General features: G+C 61.7%; 27 protein-coding genes and 1 tRNA gene. 20 read left to right on the top strand and 8 right to left on the bottom strand.

Annotated elements, in window-relative coordinates:
* Nucleotides 1-124 precede the first annotated feature (124 nt).
* Together ACLFKU_RS24300 and ACLFKU_RS24305 are read right to left on the bottom strand one after the other, a co-directional pair.
* Nucleotides 125-1681: an amidase gene (locus ACLFKU_RS24300; RefSeq protein ID WP_410850733.1), complete on the bottom strand. Its 1557-nt coding sequence runs from the start codon at nucleotides 1679-1681 to the stop codon at nucleotides 125-127.
* Between the two features lie 198 nt (nucleotides 1682-1879).
* Nucleotides 1880-2578 (bottom strand): dienelactone hydrolase family protein, encoded by a 699-nt coding sequence (locus ACLFKU_RS24305; protein WP_013088117.1) that lies wholly within the window; start codon nucleotides 2576-2578, stop codon nucleotides 1880-1882.
* Between the two features lie 142 nt (nucleotides 2579-2720).
* On the opposite strand from ACLFKU_RS24305, the gene ACLFKU_RS24310 reads away from it, so the two are divergent.
* The gene (locus ACLFKU_RS24310) at nucleotides 2721-3458 is read left to right on the top strand and encodes an NAD(P)H-dependent flavin oxidoreductase (protein ID WP_410850734.1); all 738 of its coding nucleotides are present in this window, start codon (nucleotides 2721-2723) and stop codon (nucleotides 3456-3458) included.
* Between the two features lie 434 nt (nucleotides 3459-3892).
* Entirely contained in the window at nucleotides 3893-5038 is a 1146-nt protein-coding gene (locus ACLFKU_RS24315; protein ID WP_368583271.1) for a branched-chain amino acid ABC transporter substrate-binding protein, read from the top strand.
* 105 nt (nucleotides 5039-5143) lie between these two features.
* On the opposite strand, the gene ACLFKU_RS24320 is transcribed toward ACLFKU_RS24315, so the two are convergent.
* Nucleotides 5144-6358, bottom strand: coding sequence for an MFS transporter (locus tag ACLFKU_RS24320; protein ID WP_410850735.1), 1215 nt, complete (start codon nucleotides 6356-6358; stop codon nucleotides 5144-5146).
* Between the two features lie 250 nt (nucleotides 6359-6608).
* Here ACLFKU_RS24320 and ACLFKU_RS24325 point away from each other — a divergent pair, with 250 nt between their 5' ends.
* The 3 genes from ACLFKU_RS24325 to ACLFKU_RS24335 all read left to right on the top strand — a co-directional run bounded on the left by ACLFKU_RS24325 (nucleotide 6609) and on the right by ACLFKU_RS24335 (nucleotide 9538).
* Nucleotides 6609-7271, top strand: coding sequence for a HugZ family protein (locus tag ACLFKU_RS24325; RefSeq protein ID WP_410850736.1), 663 nt, complete (start codon nucleotides 6609-6611; stop codon nucleotides 7269-7271).
* A 395-nt stretch (nucleotides 7272-7666) separates the two neighbouring features.
* Nucleotides 7667-7969, top strand: coding sequence for an H-NS family nucleoid-associated regulatory protein (locus ACLFKU_RS24330; RefSeq protein WP_008921239.1), 303 nt, complete (start codon nucleotides 7667-7669; stop codon nucleotides 7967-7969).
* Nucleotides 7970-8254: 285 nt separating this feature from the next.
* On the top strand, nucleotides 8255-9538 hold the full coding sequence (locus ACLFKU_RS24335; protein WP_410850737.1) for a cation diffusion facilitator family transporter: 1284 nt from the start codon (nucleotides 8255-8257) through the stop codon (nucleotides 9536-9538).
* A 63-nt stretch (nucleotides 9539-9601) separates the two neighbouring features.
* Here ACLFKU_RS24335 and ACLFKU_RS24340 read toward each other — a convergent pair whose 3' ends face one another.
* The 3 genes from ACLFKU_RS24340 to ACLFKU_RS24350 form a co-directional block, all read right to left on the bottom strand.
* A complete protein-coding gene (locus ACLFKU_RS24340; protein WP_012431468.1) occupies nucleotides 9602-10060 on the bottom strand; it encodes an Lrp/AsnC family transcriptional regulator in 459 nt (152 codons plus the stop codon).
* Nucleotides 10061-10150: 90 nt separating this feature from the next.
* Nucleotides 10151-10783: an exonuclease gene (locus ACLFKU_RS24345; protein WP_368583275.1), complete on the bottom strand. Its 633-nt coding sequence runs from the start codon at nucleotides 10781-10783 to the stop codon at nucleotides 10151-10153.
* On the bottom strand, nucleotides 10780-11424 hold the full coding sequence (locus ACLFKU_RS24350; RefSeq protein WP_368583276.1) for an MBL fold metallo-hydrolase: 645 nt from the start codon (nucleotides 11422-11424) through the stop codon (nucleotides 10780-10782). Before ACLFKU_RS24350 ends, ACLFKU_RS24345 begins: the two co-directional genes overlap by 4 nt.
* A gap of 647 nt (nucleotides 11425-12071) precedes the next feature.
* Between ACLFKU_RS24350 and ACLFKU_RS24355 the strand changes: the two genes are divergently transcribed.
* Nucleotides 12072-12677, top strand: a complete 606-nt coding sequence (locus ACLFKU_RS24355) for a septal ring lytic transglycosylase RlpA family protein (RefSeq protein ID WP_368583277.1) — start codon at nucleotides 12072-12074, stop codon at nucleotides 12675-12677.
* A gap of 117 nt (nucleotides 12678-12794) precedes the next feature.
* Here ACLFKU_RS24355 and rsmI read toward each other — a convergent pair whose 3' ends face one another.
* Complete coding sequence (rsmI, locus tag ACLFKU_RS24360) at nucleotides 12795-13679, bottom strand: 16S rRNA (cytidine(1402)-2'-O)-methyltransferase (RefSeq protein ID WP_410850738.1); 885 nt, start codon at nucleotides 13677-13679, stop codon at nucleotides 12795-12797.
* Here rsmI and ACLFKU_RS24365 point away from each other — a divergent pair.
* From ACLFKU_RS24365 to ACLFKU_RS24405, 9 genes are all read left to right on the top strand, one after another.
* Nucleotides 13678-14190, top strand: coding sequence for a YraN family protein (locus tag ACLFKU_RS24365; RefSeq protein ID WP_368583279.1), 513 nt, complete (start codon nucleotides 13678-13680; stop codon nucleotides 14188-14190). The two genes, rsmI and ACLFKU_RS24365, sit on opposite strands and share 2 nt — an antisense overlap.
* 142 nt (nucleotides 14191-14332) lie before the next feature.
* Nucleotides 14333-14920 (top strand): phosphoheptose isomerase, encoded by a 588-nt coding sequence (locus ACLFKU_RS24370; RefSeq protein WP_176122307.1) that lies wholly within the window; start codon nucleotides 14333-14335, stop codon nucleotides 14918-14920.
* 26 nt (nucleotides 14921-14946) lie between these two features.
* Nucleotides 14947-15738: a BON domain-containing protein gene (locus ACLFKU_RS24375; RefSeq protein WP_368583280.1), complete on the top strand. Its 792-nt coding sequence runs from the start codon at nucleotides 14947-14949 to the stop codon at nucleotides 15736-15738.
* On the top strand, nucleotides 15738-16094 hold the full coding sequence (locus ACLFKU_RS24380) for a c-type cytochrome (RefSeq protein WP_410850739.1): 357 nt from the start codon (nucleotides 15738-15740) through the stop codon (nucleotides 16092-16094). Before ACLFKU_RS24375 ends, ACLFKU_RS24380 begins: the two co-directional genes overlap by 1 nt.
* Nucleotides 16095-16156: 62 nt before the next feature.
* Nucleotides 16157-16232 (top strand) — tRNA-Ala (locus ACLFKU_RS24385).
* Nucleotides 16233-16489: 257 nt separating this feature from the next.
* Nucleotides 16490-16783 (top strand): DNA-binding protein, encoded by a 294-nt coding sequence (locus ACLFKU_RS24390; protein WP_410850740.1) that lies wholly within the window; start codon nucleotides 16490-16492, stop codon nucleotides 16781-16783.
* Nucleotides 16784-16786: 3 nt separating this feature from the next.
* Nucleotides 16787-17782, top strand: coding sequence for a plasmid replication initiator TrfA (gene trfA / locus ACLFKU_RS24395; RefSeq protein ID WP_410850741.1), 996 nt, complete (start codon nucleotides 16787-16789; stop codon nucleotides 17780-17782).
* A 305-nt stretch (nucleotides 17783-18087) separates the two neighbouring features.
* Nucleotides 18088-18378: a hypothetical protein gene (locus ACLFKU_RS24400; RefSeq protein WP_410850742.1), complete on the top strand. Its 291-nt coding sequence runs from the start codon at nucleotides 18088-18090 to the stop codon at nucleotides 18376-18378.
* A 16-nt stretch (nucleotides 18379-18394) separates the two neighbouring features.
* Nucleotides 18395-19147 (top strand): hypothetical protein, encoded by a 753-nt coding sequence (locus tag ACLFKU_RS24405; protein ID WP_410850743.1) that lies wholly within the window; start codon nucleotides 18395-18397, stop codon nucleotides 19145-19147.
* Between the two features lie 111 nt (nucleotides 19148-19258).
* Here ACLFKU_RS24405 and ACLFKU_RS24410 read toward each other — a convergent pair whose 3' ends face one another.
* Nucleotides 19259-20107, bottom strand: coding sequence for a hypothetical protein (locus tag ACLFKU_RS24410; protein WP_410850744.1), 849 nt, complete (start codon nucleotides 20105-20107; stop codon nucleotides 19259-19261).
* 315 nt (nucleotides 20108-20422) lie between these two features.
* Here ACLFKU_RS24410 and ACLFKU_RS24415 point away from each other — a divergent pair, with 315 nt between their 5' ends.
* The 5 genes from ACLFKU_RS24415 (at nucleotide 20423) to ACLFKU_RS24435 (ending at nucleotide 22578) form a co-directional block, all read left to right on the top strand.
* Complete coding sequence (locus ACLFKU_RS24415) at nucleotides 20423-20716, top strand: HigA family addiction module antitoxin (protein ID WP_410850745.1); 294 nt, start codon at nucleotides 20423-20425, stop codon at nucleotides 20714-20716.
* Entirely contained in the window at nucleotides 20709-21011 is a 303-nt protein-coding gene (locus tag ACLFKU_RS24420) for a hypothetical protein (protein ID WP_410850746.1), read from the top strand. The genes ACLFKU_RS24415 and ACLFKU_RS24420 overlap by 8 nt, the downstream gene beginning before the upstream one ends.
* Nucleotides 21012-21394: 383 nt before the next feature.
* The gene (locus tag ACLFKU_RS24425) at nucleotides 21395-21736 is read left to right on the top strand and encodes a DUF1778 domain-containing protein (protein WP_410850747.1); all 342 of its coding nucleotides are present in this window, start codon (nucleotides 21395-21397) and stop codon (nucleotides 21734-21736) included.
* A gap of 1 nt (nucleotide 21737) precedes the next feature.
* Nucleotides 21738-22058 (top strand): plasmid mobilization protein, encoded by a 321-nt coding sequence (locus tag ACLFKU_RS24430; RefSeq protein WP_410850748.1) that lies wholly within the window; start codon nucleotides 21738-21740, stop codon nucleotides 22056-22058.
* A gap of 25 nt (nucleotides 22059-22083) precedes the next feature.
* The gene (locus tag ACLFKU_RS24435; RefSeq protein WP_410850749.1) at nucleotides 22084-22578 is read left to right on the top strand and encodes a hypothetical protein; all 495 of its coding nucleotides are present in this window, start codon (nucleotides 22084-22086) and stop codon (nucleotides 22576-22578) included.
* The last annotated feature ends 389 nt before the right edge of the window (nucleotides 22579-22967 follow it).

Below are 22967 nucleotides of genomic sequence, written 5' to 3' on the forward strand. Positions count from 1 at the left end.
AGCCTGTGTTCGATGTGCTCGCAGGCTTTGCGCGGGATGCGCGGCGACATTGCTGCGCATCCCGCGACTGCGTGCATCGTGGCGTTTTGCGCCGCATGCGGATTGCAGCGCGCCGCTGGATATTTTAGCGGCGCGCTTTCATCAATGGCGGGCGCCTGTCGAACCACGGCCGTGCCGCCTCGAGTTGCGCGGCGAGTCTGAACAGCGTCGCTTCGCCGCCGACACGCGCGGCGAACTGCACACCGATCGGCAGCCCGCGCGCGTTCCAGTACAAGGGCACCGACATCGCCGGCTGGCCACTCAGGTTGAACAGCTCCGTGCAGCCGGCCCACGCGAATGCCTTGTTCGACGCTTCGAACAGCAGTTTCTTCATCAATCGTTCCAGCGGCATCGTGGTGACCGCGCGCATCTGCATGCGCTCGACCGAGCTCGGCCGCATCTCGCCGATCTTGATCGGCGCGGACGCGAGCGTCGCGCACAACAGCACGTCGTAGCGGTTCAGCAGATCGGTCAGACGCGCAGTGATGCGCCGCTGTTCTTCGAGCGCGGCCGGCAAACCCTGTTCGCCGATCTTGCGGCCGACATGCGCCATCGCCCACGTCGAAATTTCGAACTCGGCGCGCGCCGGCTTGTGCCCTGTGATGCGCTCCGCGTTCAGCACGAGGTCTTCGGCGGTCACCGACCACAGCGTCAGGAACGCGTGACGGACCGCCGCGAAATCGACGCCGAGCGTCACCGGCTCCAGACGATGGCCGAGTGAGCTCGCGAGTTTCGCGGCGTCGTCGAGCGCGGCGCGGGCATCGGCCGATAACGACGGCGCGAGCATCGGCTCGGTCACGTAGGCGATCGTCAGGGGCTTGCATGGCTCGCGGGTCGCGCCGAGAAAGGTGCCGGGGGCGCCGGCCGGCCGTTCGGCGTTGCCCGCCAGCAGGTCGAGCAGCAATGCGCTGTCGCGCACGCTGCGCGATACGGCGTGATCGATGCCGAGTTCGCCGGCACTGGCCTGCGCCGCGCGCGGCACGCGACCGCGAGACGGCTTCAGACCGAACAGTCCGCAGCATGACGCCGGAATCCGGATCGAGCCGCCGCCGTCCGACGCATGCGCGAGCGGCACCGCGCCGGCGGCGACCGCCGCCGCGGCGCCGCCGCTGGAACCGCCCGGCGTGTGATCGAGATTCCACGGATTGCGGCACGCGCCGAATAGTTCGGGCTCCGTATAAGGCATCTGGCCGAGCTCTGAGGTGCTGGTCTTCGCGAAGATGTTCAGACCCGCCGCTTTCGCGAGCGCGACGACCGGCGCGTCCTGCGTCGGAATGAAGTGGCGGTAGTGTCGGCTGCCCATGGCCATGCGCAGCCCCGCCACGGGCGCGCCGAGATCCTTGATCAGGAACGGCACGCCGGCGAGCGCCGCGTGAGCGGAGGAGTTCTCCGTTCCGTTCACACCGTCGACGCTTTTCGCGCGATTTGCGTCGTCGCGCGACGCGCGCTGGCGGGCCGCATCGTAGTCCTTCAGGACGACTGCGTTGATGGCCGGATTGACGGCCTCGGTGCGCGAGATCGCAACGTCGATCAGTTCGCGCGCGCTAACCTGGCGTGTGCGCACGAGTTCGGCGAGGCCGATGGCGTCATGAGCGAGATAGTCTGATAGCACGTCGGTTGAGCCCTCGCGGTCGGTTGGCATGCTGCGTCGAATTTGCGGCCGGCCATGCACGCGCGACAGCGTCGTTTCGCTCGATTTCGCGTTGCTCCGCCCGGGCGTCGCGCATGTGAAAAGACGGCGTGTCGGCTGACACGCCGTCTTCCACAGAGTACCTGAGTTGAGCGCCGACGTGACTGATGTGAATTCGGATGCTCACTCTATATGCGTGAGCTCCGCGAATTACATCCGCTCGCCGAGGAACGTCAGCGTGCGGCCATGCGCCAATGCCGACGCGTGCTGGTTGTAGGACGCACGATCGGAGCAGTTGAAGCCGTGATCCGCGTTCGGGTAGATGTTGAATTGCACGTCGGCGCGACCCGCGAAGCGCTCCTGAATCTGGCCGATGTCCGACGGCAGAATATGCGCGTCGAGCTCGCCGTAGTGGAACTGCATCGGCACTTTGACGTTCGCGGCCTTGTCGAGATGGTTGTGGATGCCGCCGCCGTAGTAGGCGACAGCGGCGTCGACCGAACCGGCCGCCGCGGCGAGATAGGCGAGACGGCCGCCGAAGCAGTAGCCGATCGCCGCGACCTTGCCGGTCACTTCCGGCAGCGCACGCAAGGCGGCCGCGGCGGCGCCGATGTCGGCGACCGCGTCGTCGACTTTGGTCTTCTGCATCAGTTCGATGCCCTTTTCGCGATCCTTGCCCTCATACGTCAACTCGACGCGCGGCTGCACGCGCCAGAACACGTCTGGGGCGAGCGCGACATAGCCGTCCTGCGCGTACTGATCGGCGACCGAGCGAATATGGCTGTTCACGCCGAAGATTTCCTGAATGATGATGACGGCCGGCCCCTTGCCGCCCTTCGGCAGCGCGAGGTAGCCGCCGAAAGTGTCGTTGCCGGCCGGGATGTCGATCCATCGGGAAGTCGTGCTCATGTTGTTCTCCATTGACTCGCGCGAACGCCGCGCGAGGTCGGTGTGTACGAAACGCTCAAGGCCACGCGGCCCTGCAACGGGCGATTAGTTTGCCATCAAAAGAACCGGCTTGCAGCGAGGCGGGACGGGGACTTCACGGCCGATGCGGCAGCCGCTCGCGCACTATGCGCCTGACTTTCGCGCACAGCTGGAGGCACTGATCGAATTGCGTGGGGCGGTCGCCGGCTTTACGTTCGGGCCGTTATCGGCGGCTGACGTCGAGCGTTTGCATGAAAGCGGCAGCCATGTAGTTGGGACTGCGACGCATGTGCCGAAGGTGTCGCGTGGCGCGATGCGGGCGCCGATGCCGTCGCCCGCGCAGGGCGCAGAGGCAGGCGCGCATCGCGGCACGTTCATCGGCGTATTCGAAGATGCGCTGGTCGGCATGATGGCGCTCGTGCCGCAACTGGTCGACGCGACCGGGCTGCCGGTGCTCGCGGCCGGCGGCATTATGGACGGTCGCGGCATCGTCGCGGCACGCGCGCTCGGCGCGCAAACCGCGATGATGGGCATCGCATTTCTGACCACCCGCGAGAACGCGATCGCCGAGGTATGGAAAACCCGCGTGCGCGGCATGTCCGATACGCCGACCACGGTGACGCGCGCGATCACGGGCCGTCACGCGCGCGGCATCCGCAATCCGTTGATGCAACGTTTGCGCGAATCGGCGGAAAGCACCACGCCGTATCCGGTGCAAAACGCGTTGACGCAGGCGCAGCGGCAAAGCGCGGCGCGCCGAAGCAATCGGCGCGACCGAACTGATGACGCAGCTCGAGCGGGAATGGCGAGCGCCCTCCGCGCGAATCGCCGAGTTCATGCGTTGATTGCGTGGCCGATTTAAGGCTGATTTAAGTTTTTTACCGCTGTCACATTCCTGTGCTGCACGCCACATTTTTGAGTTGAAAAACCCTTCGAATCTTATGTGACAGAACCCGGAAAAAGACTAAATCCGCGCCTGCGGAGAAACTTCCCAATTAGCGGAAACCCGCATGGGCTGGGGCTTTTCGGCTCGCTCACCCAGGCCGCGAGCGGCTCGCGTACGAACTGCGCTATTAGTGTAGTTCCCACTTTCTCAAAAAATTCCCGCAAATTAATTTGTTGGCCTACACTTGCGCGCAAGTACGGTTTGCCAACTGTCACAAACAGTCCGGTAAACGTACTGGCCAAGTGCATGAACGATGCAACCGGCGTGGTCGTCCACGGGACTGAGCGACACGTGTAGGGGAAGCGGGGCACAGGGCGATTACGTTGTTTTGACCGAAACTGGAGACTTACATGAGCATCAAAATTCAAAAGCTGTTGCCGATCAGCGCTGCCGCTCTGCTGTTCGCGACGTTGGCAACATCGGCCGCGGCCGACACGGTCATCAAGATCGGTCACGTTGCGCCGTTGACTGGCGGTATCGCTCACCTGGGTAAGGACAACGAGAACGGCGCGCGCCTGGCCGTTGAGGAAATCAACGCGAAGGGTCTGACGATCGGCGGCCAGAAGGTCACGCTGCAACTCGACGCGCAAGACGACGCGGCTGACCCCCGCACGGCTACGCAGGTTGCGCAGAAGCTCGTCGACGACAAGGTCGTCGCCGTGGTCGGCCACCTGAACTCGGGCACCTCGATCCCGGCATCGAAGATCTATAGCGATTCGGGCATCGTGCAGATCTCGCCGTCGGCAACGAACCCGGCCTACACGCAGCAAGGCTTCAAGACGACCTACCGCGTCGTCGCGACCGATGCTCAGCAAGGCCCGGCACTCGCGAACTACGCGGCCAAGGGCATGAAGGTGAAGAGCGTCGCGATCGTCGACGACTCGACCGCTTACGGCCAGGGTCTGGCGAACGAGTTCGAGAAGACGGCGAAGGCGCTCGGTCTGAACGTCGTGTCGCACGACGCGACGAACGACAAGGCCGTCGACTTCCGCGCGATTCTGACGAAGATCAAGGGTGAAAATCCCGACGCGATCATGTACGGCGGCATGGACGCAACCGGTGGCCCGTTCGCCAAGCAGGCGAAGCAGCTCGGCCTGCGCGCGAAGGTGCTGGCAGGTGACGGCGTGTGTACCGACAAGCTGTCGGACCTGGCCGGCGACGCAACCGACAACATCGTCTGCTCGGAAGCCGGCATGGCGCTCGAAAAGATGGCGGGCGGCAAGGCGTTCGAAACGAAGTACGAGAAGCGCTTCGGCCAGCCGATCCAGATTTACGCGCCGTTCACGTATGACGCGGTGTACATCATCGTCGACGCGATGAAGCGCGCCAACTCGACCGATCCGGCGAAGATCCTGGCAGCGATGCCGGCGACCGACTACAAGGGCGTGATCGGCGAAACGACGTTCGACTCGAAGGGCGACCTGCAGCACGGCGTGATCTCGCTGTACAACTACAAGCAAGGCAAGAAGACGCTGCTCGACGTCGTCAAGATGTAAATTCGGTGTGATCGAAGGCGGCGTTTGCGCCGCACTTCGATTCGCTGCTTGAGAGGCACGTGGGCCGCGAGGCTTGCGTGCCTTTTCATTTGTTCACCGCGCCTGTCAGATCTTCAAACGCCGCAGCACCTTCGGCCCGGCGAAGGCGATCATCGCGGCGCACACCGCGACGACCGACAGCCCGATCGTCAGATTGGTCACCTGCGCGACGGCGCCGATGATCACCGGTCCGAGCAGCAAGCCGAAATAGGCCAGTCCCGCGACGTGCGCGAGCCCCTCGGCCGCGTGGATACCCTTCACGCTCGCCGCCGCCGCGAACAGCACCGGCATCATGTTCGCGAGGCCCAGGCCGATCAGCGCAAAGCCGGCGAGCGCGGCCACCGGATTCGGTAGCAGCAGCGCGTCGACCATCCCGGCGCAGGCGAGCGTCGCGCTGATCATCACGAGCTGCGGTGCGCCGAAGCGGGCGCGCACCGCGTCGCCGGCAAAACGGGCGGCCGCCATGCCGCCGGAGAACGCCGCGTAGGCGGCGCTGGCGAGCGCTGGCGTCGAGAGCACGACATCGCGCATATAGACCGTGGCCCAGTCGTACATCGCGCCTTCGGCAATCAGTGCGACCAGCGCCATCGTGCCGAGCGCCCATAGCGCCGGCGAGCGCCAGCGGCTCGCACGCGGCGTCGCGGCATCGGGATGCTCGGCGTGCGGCACGTGCGGCAGCACCGACGGGCATGCGAGCACCAGCACGAGCGCGCTGGCCGCCGCGGCGAGCGCGAGATGCAGCGCCGGCGCCATGCCGCGAGACAGCAGCGCCCCGCCGACCGCCGCGCCGAACATGCCGCCAAGGCTGAACATCCCGTGCAGCGACGACATGATCGGTTTGCCGAGCGCCTTTTCGACGGCGCTCGCTTCGGCGTTCATAGCGACGTCGAGCGTGGCCATGCCGGCGCCGAAGATGGCCAGCACGACCAGCAGAATCCAGTACGCCGGCACGACCAGAATCAGCGCCGCGCAGGCGGCCATCGCGAGTCCGCCGGCCAGGCAGGCGCGGCGCGTGCCGACCCGCGCGATCCACGACGCGTTGGTCACCATCGCGCCGATCGATCCGCCCGCCACCGCGAACAACGCGAACGACAGCATCGCCGGATCCAGATGGAAGCGGTCGCGCACCGTCGGCACGTGCACGCCCCACGACGCGTACGTCATGCCGGCGATGAAAAACAGCGCCATCGTGGCGATCCGTGCGCGTTGGCGTGCAGTGACGGACAGGTCGCGATGGGCGGCCGGGAGGACGGCGAATTCGGAGGCGTGGTGATCGGGCACGGAGGTCTCGGGGCGGAGGGCGCGAGAAAGCGCATTGAAAGCGGATCTCCGATTTTATCGAAGCGTGGTGGCTAACGCTTGGAGCCGTGGGATCGGGCGCATACGATTGATGGGCAGTGGATGCAACGAAGCGGGATTGCTGGATGTCATGCTTTGGTGCGCCGCAGTTGTCTTTGCAATGCTGCGCGTGACGGCTTTTGCGCCGCTCACCGCTGTCCGTTCGTTTTTTCTTTCACCGAGGAACGCTCAGTTGAACATTCCCGCTCACGCTCCGCTGCATCTGCTGCACACGGCCGCGGTCGGCACGCTCGCCACGCACGCTCGCCAGCCCGAGGGCTTTCCGTATCCGTCGGTGCTGCCGTTCGCGCCGGACGCGCAGCATCGTCCGACGATCCTCGTGAGCCGGCTCGCGGAGCACACGCACAATCTCCACGCCGATCCGCGCGCCGGTTTCCTCGCCGTCGACGCACCCGATGGCGACGTGCTGGGCGGCCAGCGCGTGACGCTGCTCGGCCGTTTCGAGCCGGTCGACTCGAGCCCGGAACTGTTGCGGCGCTACCTGCGCTATCACCCGGACGCGGAGCGCTATCTGGCGTTGGGCGATTTCACCTTCTGGATCATGGAGATCGAGCGGCTGCGCTATATCGGCGGCTTCGGCGCGATGGGCTGGCTCGACGGCGCGGAACTCGATCCGCTGCCACCGCTTGCCGCCAGCGAGGAGGACGCGCTGATCGCGGAGTTCGGCCGCCGGCTCAGTGGCGCGGGCGACATCGAATTGCTGGGCGTCGATCGTTATGGCGCCGATCTGAAACGCAACGGCGTGCGCCGCCGTTTCGCATTCGATGACGCGCGGTCCGATTCCGGGACATTGCGTGCGGCGCTCGAAGTCTGCATCGAGCGGCATGCGAATTAAGCATTTATCGTTTATCGAAAAACAAGCCTGCGCCAGTCGCGAGGGAGGGACACTTGTATCAAAAGGCGTGCTTATTCCAGTCAAAGCTTTCATGCCGTGAAATGTTTCATGTGCAATGGGCGCCTCGGGTCTCATTTTCTGATAGTTGAATCGGATCAATATGCGAATCGGCGGGATTTTTTCAGCGGCGTGCGAAATCAGCGATTTGAAAGGCCGTAGTCCGACCCAGAAGCGGCGCAGGAAACTTTTTGAAACGAATTTAAATTAATTTTTTCCAGGCGCTTATCCAGCCTTTCTATTTTGTGTTAATCTCGTCATCAAATTCCGAGGCATGAAACCTTCAAAGGCGAGTCGGCATAAGACCGGCGTCATTTATCCATACCACAAGGGAACCTATGTCTTCCTACAAGGAACTACTCGCGCAGCGCGAGAAGCTCGAAAAGCAGATTGAAGAAGCGAAGTCGCGCGAATACGCGGAAGTGTTGAATGAAATCAAGCAGAAAATGGCCGACTATGGCATTTCGCTGAGCGAACTCGGCGGCGGCCGCGCACCCAAGGGCGCTAAAGCGAGCCGGCCGCGCGCAGGCGTCGCACCTAAATATCGCGATCCCGAAAGCGGCAGCACGTGGTCCGGTCGCGGCAAACCGCCGCGCTGGATCGCCGGGCTTGATCGCGAAAAGTTTCTGATCCAGAAGTAATCGCGATCCGGCGGACGGTAAGGGTTGCCTGCACGTAATGCGAATACTGGCAATCCACCGCGTTTATAGCCTGCTGCTGAATCTCAGAAAGCCGCGCACCGTTCAGGGCGCGGTTTTGTCATTTGCGGCGCCCGTTTTCTGGCGCCTGCACTTCAGGCAACTGGAACGCGAATGCTTTTCGTTTCGATAAGCGACTGATTTAAAAAGGTTTTTTTCTTGGGCTTCCCTGCGCAAGCGAATTGTGGCGGGTACAATAACAACAATTAACCTTTCCGCCTTTTCAGCATGTCGTCCGCCGCGATCGCCCAAACCGCCGAGAAACAACGCGTTGCACGCAAGAGTACCTTTGCGAGTATTGCGGTCAATACCGTATTGATGACGCTGCAAATCATCATCGGCACGATCGCGCACTCGCAGGCGCTGGTTGCCGACGGTATCCATTCGCTCGCCGATCTGATTTCCGATTTTGTCGTGCTGATTGCCAATCGGCATAGCGGGGCAAAACCCGACGCCGATCACAATTACGGTCATAGCCGTTATGAGACGGTGGCGTCCTTATTTCTCGGCGCGCTGCTGATCTCGGTCGGCGTCGGTATGTTGTGGCGCGCCGGTACGCGGCTCGCCGATCTACAAAATATCCCCGCCGTGCATATCAGCGCACTCGCGGTCGCGGCGCTCGTACTGGTCTCGAAGGAAGCGCTGTTTCGCTACATGCTGAGCGAGGCGAATCGGGTACGTTCCGCGATGCTGATCGCGAACGCATGGCACGCCCGCTCGGACGCGGCGTCGTCGCTGGTGGTGGGGATCGGCGTGGTCGGCAGTCTCGCCGGCTTGCGGTTGCTCGACCCGATCGCGGCGGCTATCGTCGGCTTCATGGTCGCGCGCATGGGCTGGACCTTCGGTTGGGACGCGCTGCAGGATCTGTCGGACCGCGCGCTCGACGAAACCGCCGCCGCCGACATGCGCGCGCTGCTGATGTCCACCCCGGGCGTGCGTGACGTGCACGAAATGCGCACGCGCAAGACGGGCGATTTCGCGCTCGTCGACGCGCATATCCTCGTCGATCCGATGATTTCGGTGTCGGAAGGTCATTACATCGCGGAGTCGGCGCGTCTGCGTGTGCTGACCGACAAGCGCGTGCTCGACGCGCTGATCCACGTTGACCCGGAAAACGACGCGCTCGCGCATCCGCCGGTCGATCTGCCGCCGCGTGAGCGCGTGACCGCCGAGGTCGACGCGGCGCTGGCTGCCGGTGGCCTGCGGGCCGCTGCGGTGAATCTGCACTACCTGAGCACTGGGCTCGATGTCGAGGTGGTGTTGCCGTCGGCGGGGTCTGCTGAAGGGTGTACTGTGGAGGGCGCCGAAGCCGCTCGTCTGCTGGAGAGCGAGGCGCAGTCGCTCGGCCGCGTCGATCTTGCGGCGCTCAAGCGTCGTCTCGGCGCACGCAACCTCGACGTGCTGCTGCAACGGGATATCTCTGCCGCGCAAGGCGGTTCGACGGCGGAGCTCAAGACCGGCCCGGCCCCCGCCGGTCGGTCAACCGCCAGCGAGCCTCACAACGCCGACTGAGTTTGGCGAGTTTCGGACGCCCGAAACCGCGAACTTCCATGCCGCCCGCGGCAGCGGCATCCGTCACAACGGCAACTGCGTATCGAACTTGATTTCGCGCAGGACCACGCTCGTGCGCACCTGCGCAACGGCCGGAATCTTGAAAATGCGTTCGTGCAGAAAGCTGTCGTACGCCTTGATGTCCGGCGCGACGATCTTCAGGATGTAATCGGATTCACCGGTCGTGCTGTAGCACTCGGTCACTTCGGGGCAGGTAGCGATTTCCCGCTCGAACTGCTCGACGCCGCCTTCGGTGTGACGTGTCAGATGGATATGCGCGAGCGCACACACGTGCAAGCCGAGCTTTTCGCGATCGAGCAGCGCGGTGTAGCGCTGGATCACGCCCGACTGTTCCATATCCTTGATGCGCCGCCAGCACGGTGTGCTCGACAACCCGACCTGGTCGGAGATTTCCTGCACGGAACGGCGTGCGTCGAGCTGCAGCAGGCGCAGGATCTTCTGTGAGAACGTATCGAGTGTCAACTGCGCCTCCGTTAGCGTCGCCGTATCAACGAATGGTAGAGGGCGCGAAAACGAAACGCAATGTAAAACGGCTCTCGCGAGCGAGATTGCCTAATTTACCGGGTCCGGAGCGGCGTTTTGCCCTGAGCCGTCCCCATCATCCTTGCCGTCCCCCGGCAGCTCGGGCTGACGCGCGCGCAAGTCCTTCAGCATGTTGCAAAAGAGGGCACCCTGCTCGATGGCGTCGTCGAGTGCGACGTGCGTGTGCGGATGCTCGTCGAACCAATGTTTCGGAAAGCGCGGCTTGATGTTCTTGCGGTACGGCAGGCCGGTCATGGCGAACGCGAGCGTCTTGATATCGAGCGCCGACCACGAGAACGGGCAGCGGCCGACGAAGCGCATCATGTACCAGAACATATAGGTGAAGTCGAAGCCAGCCGGCATCGCGACGAACACCGGCTTGCCCGGCAGCGCCTCGACCCAGTCGACATAGGCGCTCAGGGCGGCCTCGGGCTTCTGCAAATCCTGGCGGCAAGCCGCCCATGCTTCCGGCTGGGTCTTCCACCACGCTTCCTGCACTGGATGCGGCGCCGCGCCTTCGAGTAGTTCGAGATTCGCCGAGAACGTCGCGATCAGCCGCTTGTCCTCTGTGTACGCGGCGGATGCAAAGCTCAGCATCGAATGCGGGCCTGGAATGGGGCCGTCCGCTTCGACGTCGGTACTGACATAGATTTCGCTGCTCATGCGCCCACTCCGTCGGCGACGTAGGGATTCGTGCGGCGCTCCGCGCCGAACGTCGAGGTTGGGCCGTGGCCCGGCACGAACGTGACGTCGTCGCCGAGCGGCCAAAGTTTGTCGCGGATCGAGCGGATCAGGTCCGCGTGGTTGCCGCGCGGGAAATCCGTGCGGCCGATCGAGCCGGCGAACAGCACGTCGCCGACCAGCGCAAGCCGGTGCGCGCGGCTGAAGAAGACCACGTGGCCCGGCGTGTGGCCGGGGCAGTGGTAGACCTCGAAGGTTTCGTCGCCGAACTGCACGGTGTCGCCGTCTTGTAGCCAGCGGTCCGGCACGAAGGCATCGGCGGCCGGGAAGCCGAAGCGCGTGCTTTGATCCGGCAGCTTGTCGAGCCAGAAGCGTTCGTCGGGATGCGGACCTTCGATCGGGACGCCGTAATGGCCGGCGAGCGTCTTCGCGCCGGCGCAGTGATCGATGTGGCCATGGGTCAGCAAGACCTTCTCGACGGTCACGTTCTGCCGCGCGATCTCACGTTGGATCACGTCGAGGTCGCCGCCCGGATCGACGACGGCCGCGCGCCCCGTGGTCTCGCAAACGAGCAACGAGCAGTTCTGCTGGAACGGCGTGACGGGGATCAGGGTGACTTTCATGGCTGGAACGACGCGCTGGAAAAACGTTTATTGTACCGGCCTCGCGACAGTCTCCGTCGCCGATGCGACGGGGCTTACGCATGGCACTGTTGCGCCTGTGGTAGGCCCATTTTTGCGATAAATGTGAAGATTGATCAAGGATTGGGGGTGCTCGCCATCCCGAAATTTTTTTTTGGGTATAATGGAGTCCATGCACAAGAGTTGTGCAGCCACAAGGCGACGCATCCCCACAAGACGGGGACGCCGCTCGCTATTCAAGTAAGGGCTGTCGGCATGCCGACGGCCATCAAGTATCGATGCGTTCGATGCACACGTCTTGCCCAGCCAGGCGCCGCGCGCCTGCTACGGACTTAACCTCCGTGACGCTGGGTGGGGCCTACGCCGCCGTTCCTGCGCGCTGAGTTGCGCGCGCAAGAACGTGTTTGCCACGTTCAATTGGCGGCATGTGGGGTCTGGTCAGGCTGCCGGGGACAGGTTGCGCCAGACGTGAAAATTAACCGTGCGGTAGCGGCTGAGTCAGCCGTATCCGGGCTTTGACGTACTGCGCTTTTTCGCGCGGCGCGTCGTCGTCCCTACCGCCGGAGCCGCAAGCAACATGCCCAGCAGTTTCGCGGGTGACGCGGCTCGACTATGTGTTTGCACGTCTTATGAAAACTCGGCTATCCCGTGGTCTAGGGACTCTTTTTGCCTTTTTTGTACTGGCCGGTTGCGCCACGCCTCCGGGCGCGAGCGACACGTCCGCGAACGACACGCCGCAACGTACGAAGAACGTGCACCTGAGTTCTTTCGGACCTCAATCGTTCGGTAGCGCGCCGGCCTCGAGCCCGAGCACGTCGAACGCGCCTGCGCCGTCGCTGGCTGATGCGAAGCCGCTCACCGACGACGGCGTCGATGTGCCGGACTTCCATCAGATTGGACGCGCGTCGTGGTACGGGCGCTTCTTCCACGGCCGCCGCACCGCCAACGGCGAGCGTTACGACATGCACGCCCTGACGGCCGCGCATCGTACGCTGCCGCTCGGCTCGTACGTGCGCGTGACCAATCCGGCCAATTCGCGCTCGGTGATCGTACGGATCAACGACCGCGGTCCGTACGCGCGCGGCCGCGTGATCGACCTGTCGATGGCGGCCGCCGGCATGCTCGACATGCGCCACAGCGGCACCGCGCGGGTCAAGATCGAAGGGCTCACGCAGCAGGAAGCGCGCGCCGAGCTGAACGAGACGCTCGCGTCGAACTCGGATTCGAACAAGTGATGTGACGTGACGCGCCGGTGATGCCGCGTCGGCAGAACCAACCGTCTGTAGACAAGCGAAGGGCCGCGATATGCGGCCCTTTTCTTTTTCTTCCGCTTTGCCCGCCAGGCTTGGCCTTCAGGTGTCGGGCTCGTCTTCCTTCAGTGCGAGCGCGCGCGTGTACAGCGCATTGCGCGATGCGCCCGTGAGCGCCGCCGCGACCTTCGCGGCGCTGCTGACCGTCAATTCTTCCAGCAGGATGCCGAGCAGCGCGTCGTGATCGTGCTCGCCGGACGCTTCGGGCGACGCGCCTTCGACCACCAGCACGAATTCGCCCCGTTGCCGGTTCGCATCGGCGGAGAGCCACGTTGGCCCTTCGGCCAGGGTGCCCTGGTGCAGCGCTTCGTGTAATTTCGTCAGTTCCCGCGCGATCAGCAGACGGCGCGTGCCGCCGAACGCATCGGCGAGCGCCTGCACCGTCTCGACGATTCGGTGCGGTGCTTCGTAGAACACCATCGCGTGAGGATGTTGCGCGAGCGCCTGCAAGGCGGCGGCGCGCGCCTTCGGCTTCGGCGGCAGGAAGCCGAGGAACGAGAACGTCGCGATCCAGTCGCCGGTCGCGCTGAGCGCGGTGGCGAGCGCGCTCGCGCCGGGCAGCGGGACCACCGTGAAGCCGGCCTCGCGCACCGCATCGACGAGCTTGGCGCCCGGGTCAGAGATGCCCGGCGTCCCCGCGTCCGACACGTAGGCCACGCGCTCGCCGGCCTGCAGATACTCGATGACGCGCTGCGCGGCGGCGCGCTCGTTGTGCTGATGCACGGCGACGAGCGGCTTCGAGATGCCGTAGCGCGCGAGCAGCTGACCGGTGTTGCGGGTGTCCTCGGCGGCGATGCGATCCGCGAGTCCGAGTACGTGCAGCGCGCGCAGCGTGATGTCGGCGATGTTGCCGATCGGCGTGGCCACCACATACAGCGCGGCGGCGGGGTACTGCTGCCCTTGCGCGAGTTCGGAGAGAGGAGTCATGACACGGAAGACACAAACAGACGGAACGAGGCCGACATTGTGCCATGTGGGCTTGCGCGAGCAGGGCGCGGCGAGGACTGCGCAAAAGACGCCCATCAACGCCAGCCCAAAAGCCGCCCACAACTTTTCCTGCGCGCACCAGTCCAAATCCGTCGGCGCCGCTTTCGAAGCACGCGCACAAGAATTTTTGCAGCGTCAGCGTCTGCGCTTCGTCGCACGCAACGTGACGTGTCGAGGCGGCGAGATCGATCTCGTCATGAGCGATCGCGACGGCGCGCTGGTGTTCGTCGAAGTTCGCGCGCGCGCGCAGCGGCATTACGGCGGTGCGGCTGCGAGCATCGGTTGGCAGAAGCGGCAGCGCATCGTGCGAGCGGCGCGCCACTATCTCGCGACTCGCGCCGCGACGAACCGCGCCCCGCGCGATGAACCCGCGTGCCGTTTCGACGTCGTCGTGTTCGAGAGCGGCAGGCTCGTGTGGTTGCGCGATGCGTTTCGCGCCGACGAACTCTGACGGCTCACGCGGACAACGCGCGTGAGTGCGATAAACTTGCGCTCGCGTGCCGCGCGAGCTCATCGGCGGCCACAGCCTGGCAGTATGACTTCACAACACGGCCGCAGAGTGCGGTCCATTCGCGGTAGAAGATAGAGACTCGATGTCAGTCGAACGCATCCAACAACACTTCCGCGACAGCGCGGCAGTCAAACTCGAAGCCCTCGAAACCCTGTCGATGCCGATCGCCGCCGCGATCGATACGATGTTCGCCGCGCTCGCCAACGGCAATCGCATCCTCGCGTGCGGCAATGGTGGTTCGGCCGCTGACGCGCAGCATTTCGCGGCCGAACTGATCGGCCGCTTCGAGCGCGAGCGGCCAGGCCTGCCGGCCATTGCGCTCAGCACCGACACCTCAGTGCTCACCGCGATCGCCAACGACTATTCGTTCGAACAGATTTACGCGAAGCAAGTCTGGGCCCTCGGTCAGCCCGGCGACGTGTTGCTCGCGATCACCACATCCGGCAATTCCGCGAACGTGCTCGCCGCGATCGAAGCGGCGCACGAGCGCGAAATGATCGTCGTCGCACTGACCGGCAAGGGCGGCGGACGCGCGCAGGAAGTATTGAGCGACACCGACATCCACGTATGCGTGCCGTCCGAGCGCACCGCGCGCATCCAGGAAGTGCACCTGCTGACCATCCATTGCCTTTGCGACGGCATCGATGCCATGTTGCTCGGCGAAGACTGAGACTGATTTCGAAGGAGAGCTAGTTGATGAGCGTATTCCGCATCAAGAAGACACTGGTGAGAACCGTGCTCGTGGTCGGGTTCGCGGCGGGACTGTCGGCCACGCTGCAAGGCTGCTTTCTCGCCGTCGGGGCCGCGGCGGGTGGCGGCGCGCTGATGGCGACCGACCGTCGCACGCTCGGCGCGCAGACCGAGGATCGCGAGATTCAGGTGAAGGCGCTGTCGCAGATCAGCCAGAATCTGCCGGACTCCGCACACGTGAACGTCACGGTGTTCAACCGCCGCGTGCTGCTGACCGGCGAGGTCGCGGGCGAAGTGTCGAAGCAGCGTGCCGAGAGCATCGTGCGGAACCTGAACAACGTGAATACGATCGTCAATGAACTGGCGATCATGCCGGCGAGTTCATTCTCGTCGCGCACCAACGACACCTACCTCGAAACGCGCGTGAAGACCGCGCTGATCGCCGAGAAGAACATTTCGGCGAACAACTTCAAGGTCGTTGCCGAGCGCGGCAACGTCTATCTGATGGGCCTCGTCACGATGGATGAGGGCAAAATCGGCGCTGATGTCACGAGCCGCGTGCCTGGGGTCGTGCAGGTCGTCAAGGTGTTCCAGTACATCCAGCCGCAGGAAGCGGAGGCCGCTGCTGCCGCTACCGCGACGGCGCCGGTGCCCGCCTCGCAGCCCGAGGTTAGTGAGCCTACTGTCGGCGCGATTCCCGATTCGGGGGTGAGCGCGCGGCCGCTCGATCAGCAGGCGCCTGCGCCAGTCAATTCGTCGACGGCGGTGCGACCGGGTAATCCGAAGGCGGTGCCTTGATGCGGGGTGTGACGCGTGGGGGTGTTGTGTTCGCGCTGGTGGTCGGTGCGATGGCGGGCATGATGACGTCGGTTGCTTGCGCGGCTGAGGCCGCACTACGCGGCCAGCAGGTCGCCGCGGCGAATGCGTGCATGGGCTGTCACGCGGTGGAGCGCAAGTTGGTTGGTCCGTCGTTTCAGCAAATCGCCGCGAAGTACAAAGGCGACGCGCAGGCGCCGGCCAAACTCGCTCGCAAGGTGAAGGACGGCGGCTCCGGCGTATGGGGCATGATTCCGATGCCGGCCCATCAATCGATGAGCGATGCAGATATTCGCACGGTGGTTGATTGGGTGCTCGCCGGCGCGCCGTCCAGATGAGGTTTTCCCGGAGCTGGAGGCTTGGCAAAAGGGAAAATGGCTGTGCTAGAATTATTTTCGTTGGGGGGGTAGCTCAGCTGGGAGAGCGTCGCGTTCGCAATGCGAAGGTCGGGAGTTCGATCCTCCTCCTCTCCACCAAATTTTTCAATAAAAACAACGTACTACGTCTTGCGATGTAGTGCGTTGTTTTGCATTCTGTCGCAGGTTTCTGCGCCCGCGGTGTGGCAAATTTGTGGCGCCACACTGTCTTCCGCGATCAGTCGGGACATTGGTAGAAAACGACCCGCAACTCTACCGAGATTTCATCGACCGTAAAACGCAACCTTGCATGCATCAGCCAACCAACGCCGCTGTGTGCACAAATGTGACATGGCGCAAACAAAAGGCCAATGTCCATGCAAGCGCTACTCACGGTCGATCAGCTCGCTGAGCATCTACAGAAATCTGTCGCCAGCATCCGTAGCGATGCGACGCGCAATCCTCAGTCCCTTCCGCCGATCTGCCGCCTTCCCAACACGAAGCGCCTTCTTTGGCGTGCTGAAGATGTAGAGAGATGGATTGGCCTACACGTCGCCGGCTCCGACTCTCCCAACGCGACGGAACTGGCGTCACCTGAAAAGCGCCGGCGCGGCCGCCCAACTAAAGCCGAGTCGGTAGCGAAGCGCGCGCAGAGCGACGTCAAGTGGTGAGTCATGCCGCTTGACAATTTGAGGGGCAACAATGTCCGCGCTTCCGTGCTTGGGCGAGGACCGACTGGCGCAGGCGGAGAGTCGGAGCGCCGCTCGGTTGATCCACTGGTCGCACGCGTCGCGGAAATGCAGAGGAAGCACCGCGAGCGCGTCGCCCGTGAAGAGCGCAACAAGCTGCCCGGCGCACCGCTTCTCGATGTGGTTCAGTTGCCGCAATGGCCGGACTTTGTGCGGGGCGTACCCAATGGCTTTCTGCGTTCAGCGCTGTTCGGCGCTATCGCCAAGGGGCGCCGCCGCTATATCTCGGGCGAGCGGGTGACGACGTTCGACGGCCTGACAATTTTTTACACTGGCGAACGCCTTGACCAGGGCGACCTCGATGTGTGGGAAAGCGTGCTCCATGCCGTGCGCCTTCAGGCGCTGGGTGTGAAGTGCCGTGTAACATCCTACGCGCTGCTAAAGCTTATGGGCAACACTGATACGGGCAAGAACCGTAGGGTGCTGCACACGCGCATCACCCGTCTAAGAGCCAACGCAGTAGAGATCAAGCAGGACGGGCGGTCATACATCGGCGGGTTGATCGATGAGGCCTACAAGGACAACGAAACGCAGGAATGGGTGATCGTGGTCAGCCTTAAGCTGCACACTCTGTTCGCAGCGGACCAATTCACGCAGATCGACTGGAATGTGCGTCGCGCGCTCGTCGGAAAGCCACTAGCTCAATGGCTGCACGGCTTCTATGCCAGTCATGCAAAACCCTACCCGGTACGCATGGACACACTGCTGAAGCTTGCCGGTAGCGAGGATGAGAGTCCGAGCAGCGCGCGACAAACTCTGCGCAAGGCCCTTGATGCCTTGGCCGATGCGAGCGAGGCTCACCGCCAGCCGTTCAGCTACGGTATTCGAGGCGACCTGGTACACGTCGATAAGAAGCCCAGCGAGTCGCAACGCCGACACCTAGCTAAGAAGGCCGGTGGACAAAGGAGACGGCATCCCTGATGCCGTTTTTACGCCTACCAAGATGCCGTTCCAGCACCTACGGCATGCCGTTCTTGCACCTACGCTCTGCCGTTCCGACGCCTAGCGCCTACCGTTCCAGCGCCTAAGCTGTCCACAAGCCGAATGCCTCACAAACTCAACAGCGGCGCGGAGTTGCGGTATTCGACTTGCAGCGCCTAATCTGGTTTTAATCTTTATCTAATCATCCTGCAGCGAATTGCTTCGCCATCCTTGCATGCAGTCGCTCGGACCGCTGAGGCGGGTAAGATTGACCCTTTCAGAAGCGCTTCATCCGGGGGTAGGTGATGCAAGGTTTGGAAGAACAGTTTGGTACGTTCCTGCATAGTCTTGAAGAGAAAAAAATTGTCGAGTGGTTTGATCTTGTATTGTGGTTCACTAAACGATATGCATCGGCCTATGAACTGGAAGGTACGATTTATCTCGTCCTCGACAATAGTTTGATCCAAGATTTTAAACACCGCGAAAAAGATGCTAAGCGAGCGCTACGGGCCACGTCTTATTTGGCATTTTGTCGTTTCGTGCGCGACTGGAGCGATAGGCCGAGTCACTTAGCTATTTCACCTGGCAATCTATGAGCATTTGGGGCGTCGTATGCCAGAATCCGAGAAGGAAGTTCTGGTTGCCTTGGTCGATTTGCATAATATGTTGCGCTGCACGGAACTGAAAATCGCGCATGTGGGATTTGAGACGCATGAAGATCTATTTATTAGAATGAAAGATATTGTTTGTGATGAAGAAAATCTAAAAAATCTTGTCGCCGAAATAGATAAATCGAATTGGAGTGTCGATCTGAGCGCTCCAATGGGCGTCCGAATTCCCTTGAGCGTGGCTTGGGATGCGTTACCACAAGAGTTGGCACTGCGCTACTTTGATGATTGGTATGTGCGCTTTGTATTGGCCGCGCGTATTGAGCACTACATCGTTCAGCAATGCGAGGACGGAGCAGCGAAGCGAATGAGGGGCGACGTTCTGGGTAAAACGCTTGCGGATTTGAATACTTTTAGTCGCAATGGGCTGCTAAAAGGTCTGGGGGATATTGATCTCTTGCAAATCTGCGATATAAGTCGCCAATATAAGGAGGCGACCGGCTACGTATTGGTTGGCCAAACTCTTGATAAAGATTTAGCCCTCGTTTTATCCAAGCGGCATACCTACCATGTTCAAGCTGGTGTCATGATCGGTGAGCCTCAGCAAAAAGAACGAATTAAAGAGATGGTCAATTTAATGTTTAGTCGTCCATTTTCGGCCGAGGAGGAGCGCGGAACGCATATTCACAAACGGCTGAGGGATTTTGCCGATGCACTGCTTGCTGTGTGCAAGCATGCTCTGACAAAGAAATCTTGAATGCGCGGCAAGCCCCTTTCAGCGCGTTCTGACGGGGCATTTTTCGCAGTGATCCGAACGACCTACATATTAGCTCAGCCCGGTCAGACGTTACTGCTCGCTCAACAATATCTAACCGTCGCAGCCCTGTGGCACTACGGTCGGGTTCCAGCCCAGATTCAAATTGTTCAACCGTCTGTCATTATCGATCCACGATAGTGGGTCCATTGCGTACAGCATCACCTGATTTTTTTGAATGCCGACGGCCTCAAAATAAGATTGCTCTGTGGTTAGGCGGCGAATCTCCATTTCTACGAGTTCGTCGCGTACGATGTAGTACCCGTCAAATTCATTTAACTGGGATCTTATTTCGAGGTCGTTCAAACAGAGTTGAACGCATCGGTATGCGCCAACGCCGTCGACATCCGAGGCTGCCAAGCAGTTGATCGCTTTGTGTAGTCGATATAATGCGATCGCTTCTGTCAAATGATTTAGTGAAAAGGGATACTTACACGCTTTCGCAGCAATTAGCTGCCCTTCAAACGCACGGATGGTTTCGCGAAATGTTCTTTCGTTCAAAGATTCCGCTTCGATTTCGTAAGTGATCTCGTCGACCAGCGGGGCATTATCAAAAAACCGGGTACGGCAGAGCGGCCAGAGGGCGTTTGGATCACGCACGTCTCCCCAAAGTGCTCGCCACAAGTTTGCAGGGCCATCATAATAAAGCTGATCGGCATAAGGGAATAGCTGATTTAGCTTGCGTAATGCATCAACAGGTGGTTTTTTTAATTTTCCGTCAATTAGGTGATACCATTTGTTGGACGACTGTGTGTCCGGCCAGCCCAATTTTTCTGACTCCCTATTAATCCATGCGCCAAATTGGTTGGGATTGGCGCACCCAACTGCTTGCATTAAGATTTTTATTAACGCCCGCGTGCGAAGTTTGGCAACTTCAATGTCTTTTGAGGTTTGACGTCCCATAGAATGACAATCGCAAAAAAATGTATAAATTCGACCGTTAATGCTCTTCTTCGATTCGGTACAGTGGGCGCTGGCAGTTTTTAAGTGAGCGCCGCAAATACATAGTGATCTGCCCCGACCATCCGCTGGGCGGGGAGTCGGCCAACGCCTGCAATCAGTTTGGCGGTCATTGTTTAGTTCCAAGTTGCCGGCGAATCTGCTAGCCGGCTTTTCTGACGTTGGAAAAACTGCTTGATCGGATACGCCCGATCACTATACCGCTTGACGGCCGCTTTGTAACGTGTAACGTTATACTAGCCAAGAGGAGGGCAGCACTTGACATCGAACTACCGTCATCCTGGCGAGCAGTTACGCGCACGGCTCACAAGGGCTAGGTTGTCTGTGACCGCGGCCGCCCAGGCACTTGGTGTGACCCGCAAATGCCTCTCTGAACTGGTGAACGGCCGATTTGGCATAAGTCCCGAGATGGCACTAAGGCTTGCCGCAGGATTTCCCGACACGACGCCAGAGTTCTGGCTCGGCCTGCAGATGCGCTGGGAGTTACAGGTCGCCCGCAAGAAGCTGGGCCCGCTCGACGTCAAGCCGCTCACGGAGAAAGATCATGATTGAAGGCAATCCGCCACCGCTGGCAATCGCGGCAAAGGTCCTCGCGGCAGACACGCTGTCTGCGCTCCGTCGTCACCCCTATCATTTGATCGGGTGGCGCATCGCCGATCGCTGGGCTTTTGATCAGCCAGAGCGTTTGCGAGCCCTTGAGGCCGAAGGTGAAATCTTGGTGCTGATCCGACTGCTGGAACAGCAGCACATCGAGCATGAGGTGCTGCTCGACTCAGTGGAGGAGCGGCGCGCTGGGATGTCGCCCACGGAAATACTTCTGCAGCATGGTATCGAGCTTCGCCTGTGACGTTCCTTCGGCCCCTCACCTGCCAGTTCGCTTGGGAGTACACGTGAAGGTCGATCTTCGTGTCGTCAGCAGACTGACTGGCCACGTCGACAGGATGATCGACGGCGCAGACCCCGCGACACTCTGCCATTTCGATAACCGACAAATACCTAAAGAATTCGACGCAAACAGTTACTCCACGCTCCACTGCAGAGTTCACTAAATCTTCTACTGCGAAGACCACTTTTTTGCGAGGCACACGCAGGACAGGATAGGGAATGTACACACAACATACGTTATGCGTACACCGGAAAAATGGCTTGGTGCCCTCGGCACCGGCGCCATCCTTTCCTTTCCATTGAACTCAGGGCTGCGCCCCGAGACCCGAACGGCAAAGAGGAACAATGCTTTTTCAAGCAGCAGACGATCCGCGTGACCAGCGACTCGAACTTCGCGTGACAGCCGCGAGAAAACAGGTGATCCAGAATGCTGCTGCCGCACGGGGTTGCAGCGTCTCGGAGTTCATCGTGCGGCGTGCCTTGCAGCGGTCAGGGTTCAGCTATCGCGAGTGGGGCACATTACGAGGGCTTCGTGGCGTCCTCGAAACACTTCAGGATTTGGTCACACACCCTGACGACAGAAGCGTGGAACAGCTTGAGGTGATCCTGTCAGGCATCGCGGGCGAACTGAAAAATGTCTGGCAGCCGCCGGTACTCCTTCCTTTGCCGGAAAAGGCCGGTGATTGACATGGCAGACCACAGAAAAAAACAGCAGAAAAGCGCACGGCTGGTCATGCGCGTTACCGCTGGCGAGCGGCTCTCGATCGGGAACCTGGCCAAGGAACGGAACCTGGATGTTTCCGACTTTCTGCTGCGTTGCGCCCTGGGCAAACCTGCACAACTCCATGCCGACGTGTATGCGATCAACTACCTGAGGGAGATCTGCATGGAGGTCAAGAACCTCTACCACGCGAACACAGGCGTGTCGGAAGCCGCACTTGACGAGGTGTTGAAGGCCGCCATTGCAGCCATCGCACGGGTGTGGGAACACCCACGCCAGATTGGATAAACACCTTACGCTCGGGCGCGCTTTCATGCTGCTTTTTCTTGATACCGAATATACCGGGCTGGGGCAGCCCGATCCGGGACTGATCAGCCTGGCACTTGTCGCCGAAGATGGCCGGCGCGAGTTTTATGTCGAGCTGGCCGATACGTGGCAGCAGGCGGACTGCAGCGGGTTCGTCAGGCGCGAGGTGGTGCCGCGGCTCGATGGCTCACCGCGCCTCTTGGCACAGGCGCGCGTCGCGTTGCGTGACTGGTTCGCCGGCGCGCCGCGCCATGTGCAGGCCGCCTGCGATTCAGTCACCGATTTTCACTTTCTGCTGGCATTGCTCGGAGCCCCTCGCCCTGGCAATCTGGCCGCCGACTACTTCGACCTGCGCCCGCTGATCGACACGTCTGTCTATGATCGAACCGTGGCGGCCTGCTACCGGGCTGACCCGCGCATGCATCACGCGCTTGCCGATGCACGAGCCTATCGTCTCGGTTGGTTGGCGTGGATGGACAGCCGCAAGCGCAACGGACCGTGAGTCGTGCGGTGAGGCGTAAAGGTGACACGAAGTGGTCCGCGTAAGCGGCACTAGCGATTGTCTGCGCGCGACGCGCATGGCTGTTTGTTGGGCGCCCGCCTGCGCCCGTTGCAGCAGACCACCGCCGAGCACAGTAGCACCGCCGGGACGGTCGGTGGGCCTCAAAGGTGACGGAATGTGGCCCGCGCGCCGGAACCGCCGGCGACACGATCTTTCGGAACGTCAATCATTGAGGGGATCGCCCGGGTGGGCGGGCGCGGAGTGTCACCTTCCGGCATAAAGGAGCCGGGTATTTCCGGCATATAGGCGCCAGAAGAAGCGGGTAGAAACGAGCATCTTGGTGGGTTCAAGAATGGGCGGTTTAGCTGCCGTTTGCAAGGTTCAAGTGA

It is taken from the genome of Paraburkholderia sp. EG304 (genome assembly GCF_046543485.1).
GTDB classification, from domain to species: Bacteria; Pseudomonadota; Gammaproteobacteria; order Burkholderiales; family Burkholderiaceae; genus Paraburkholderia; species Paraburkholderia youngii.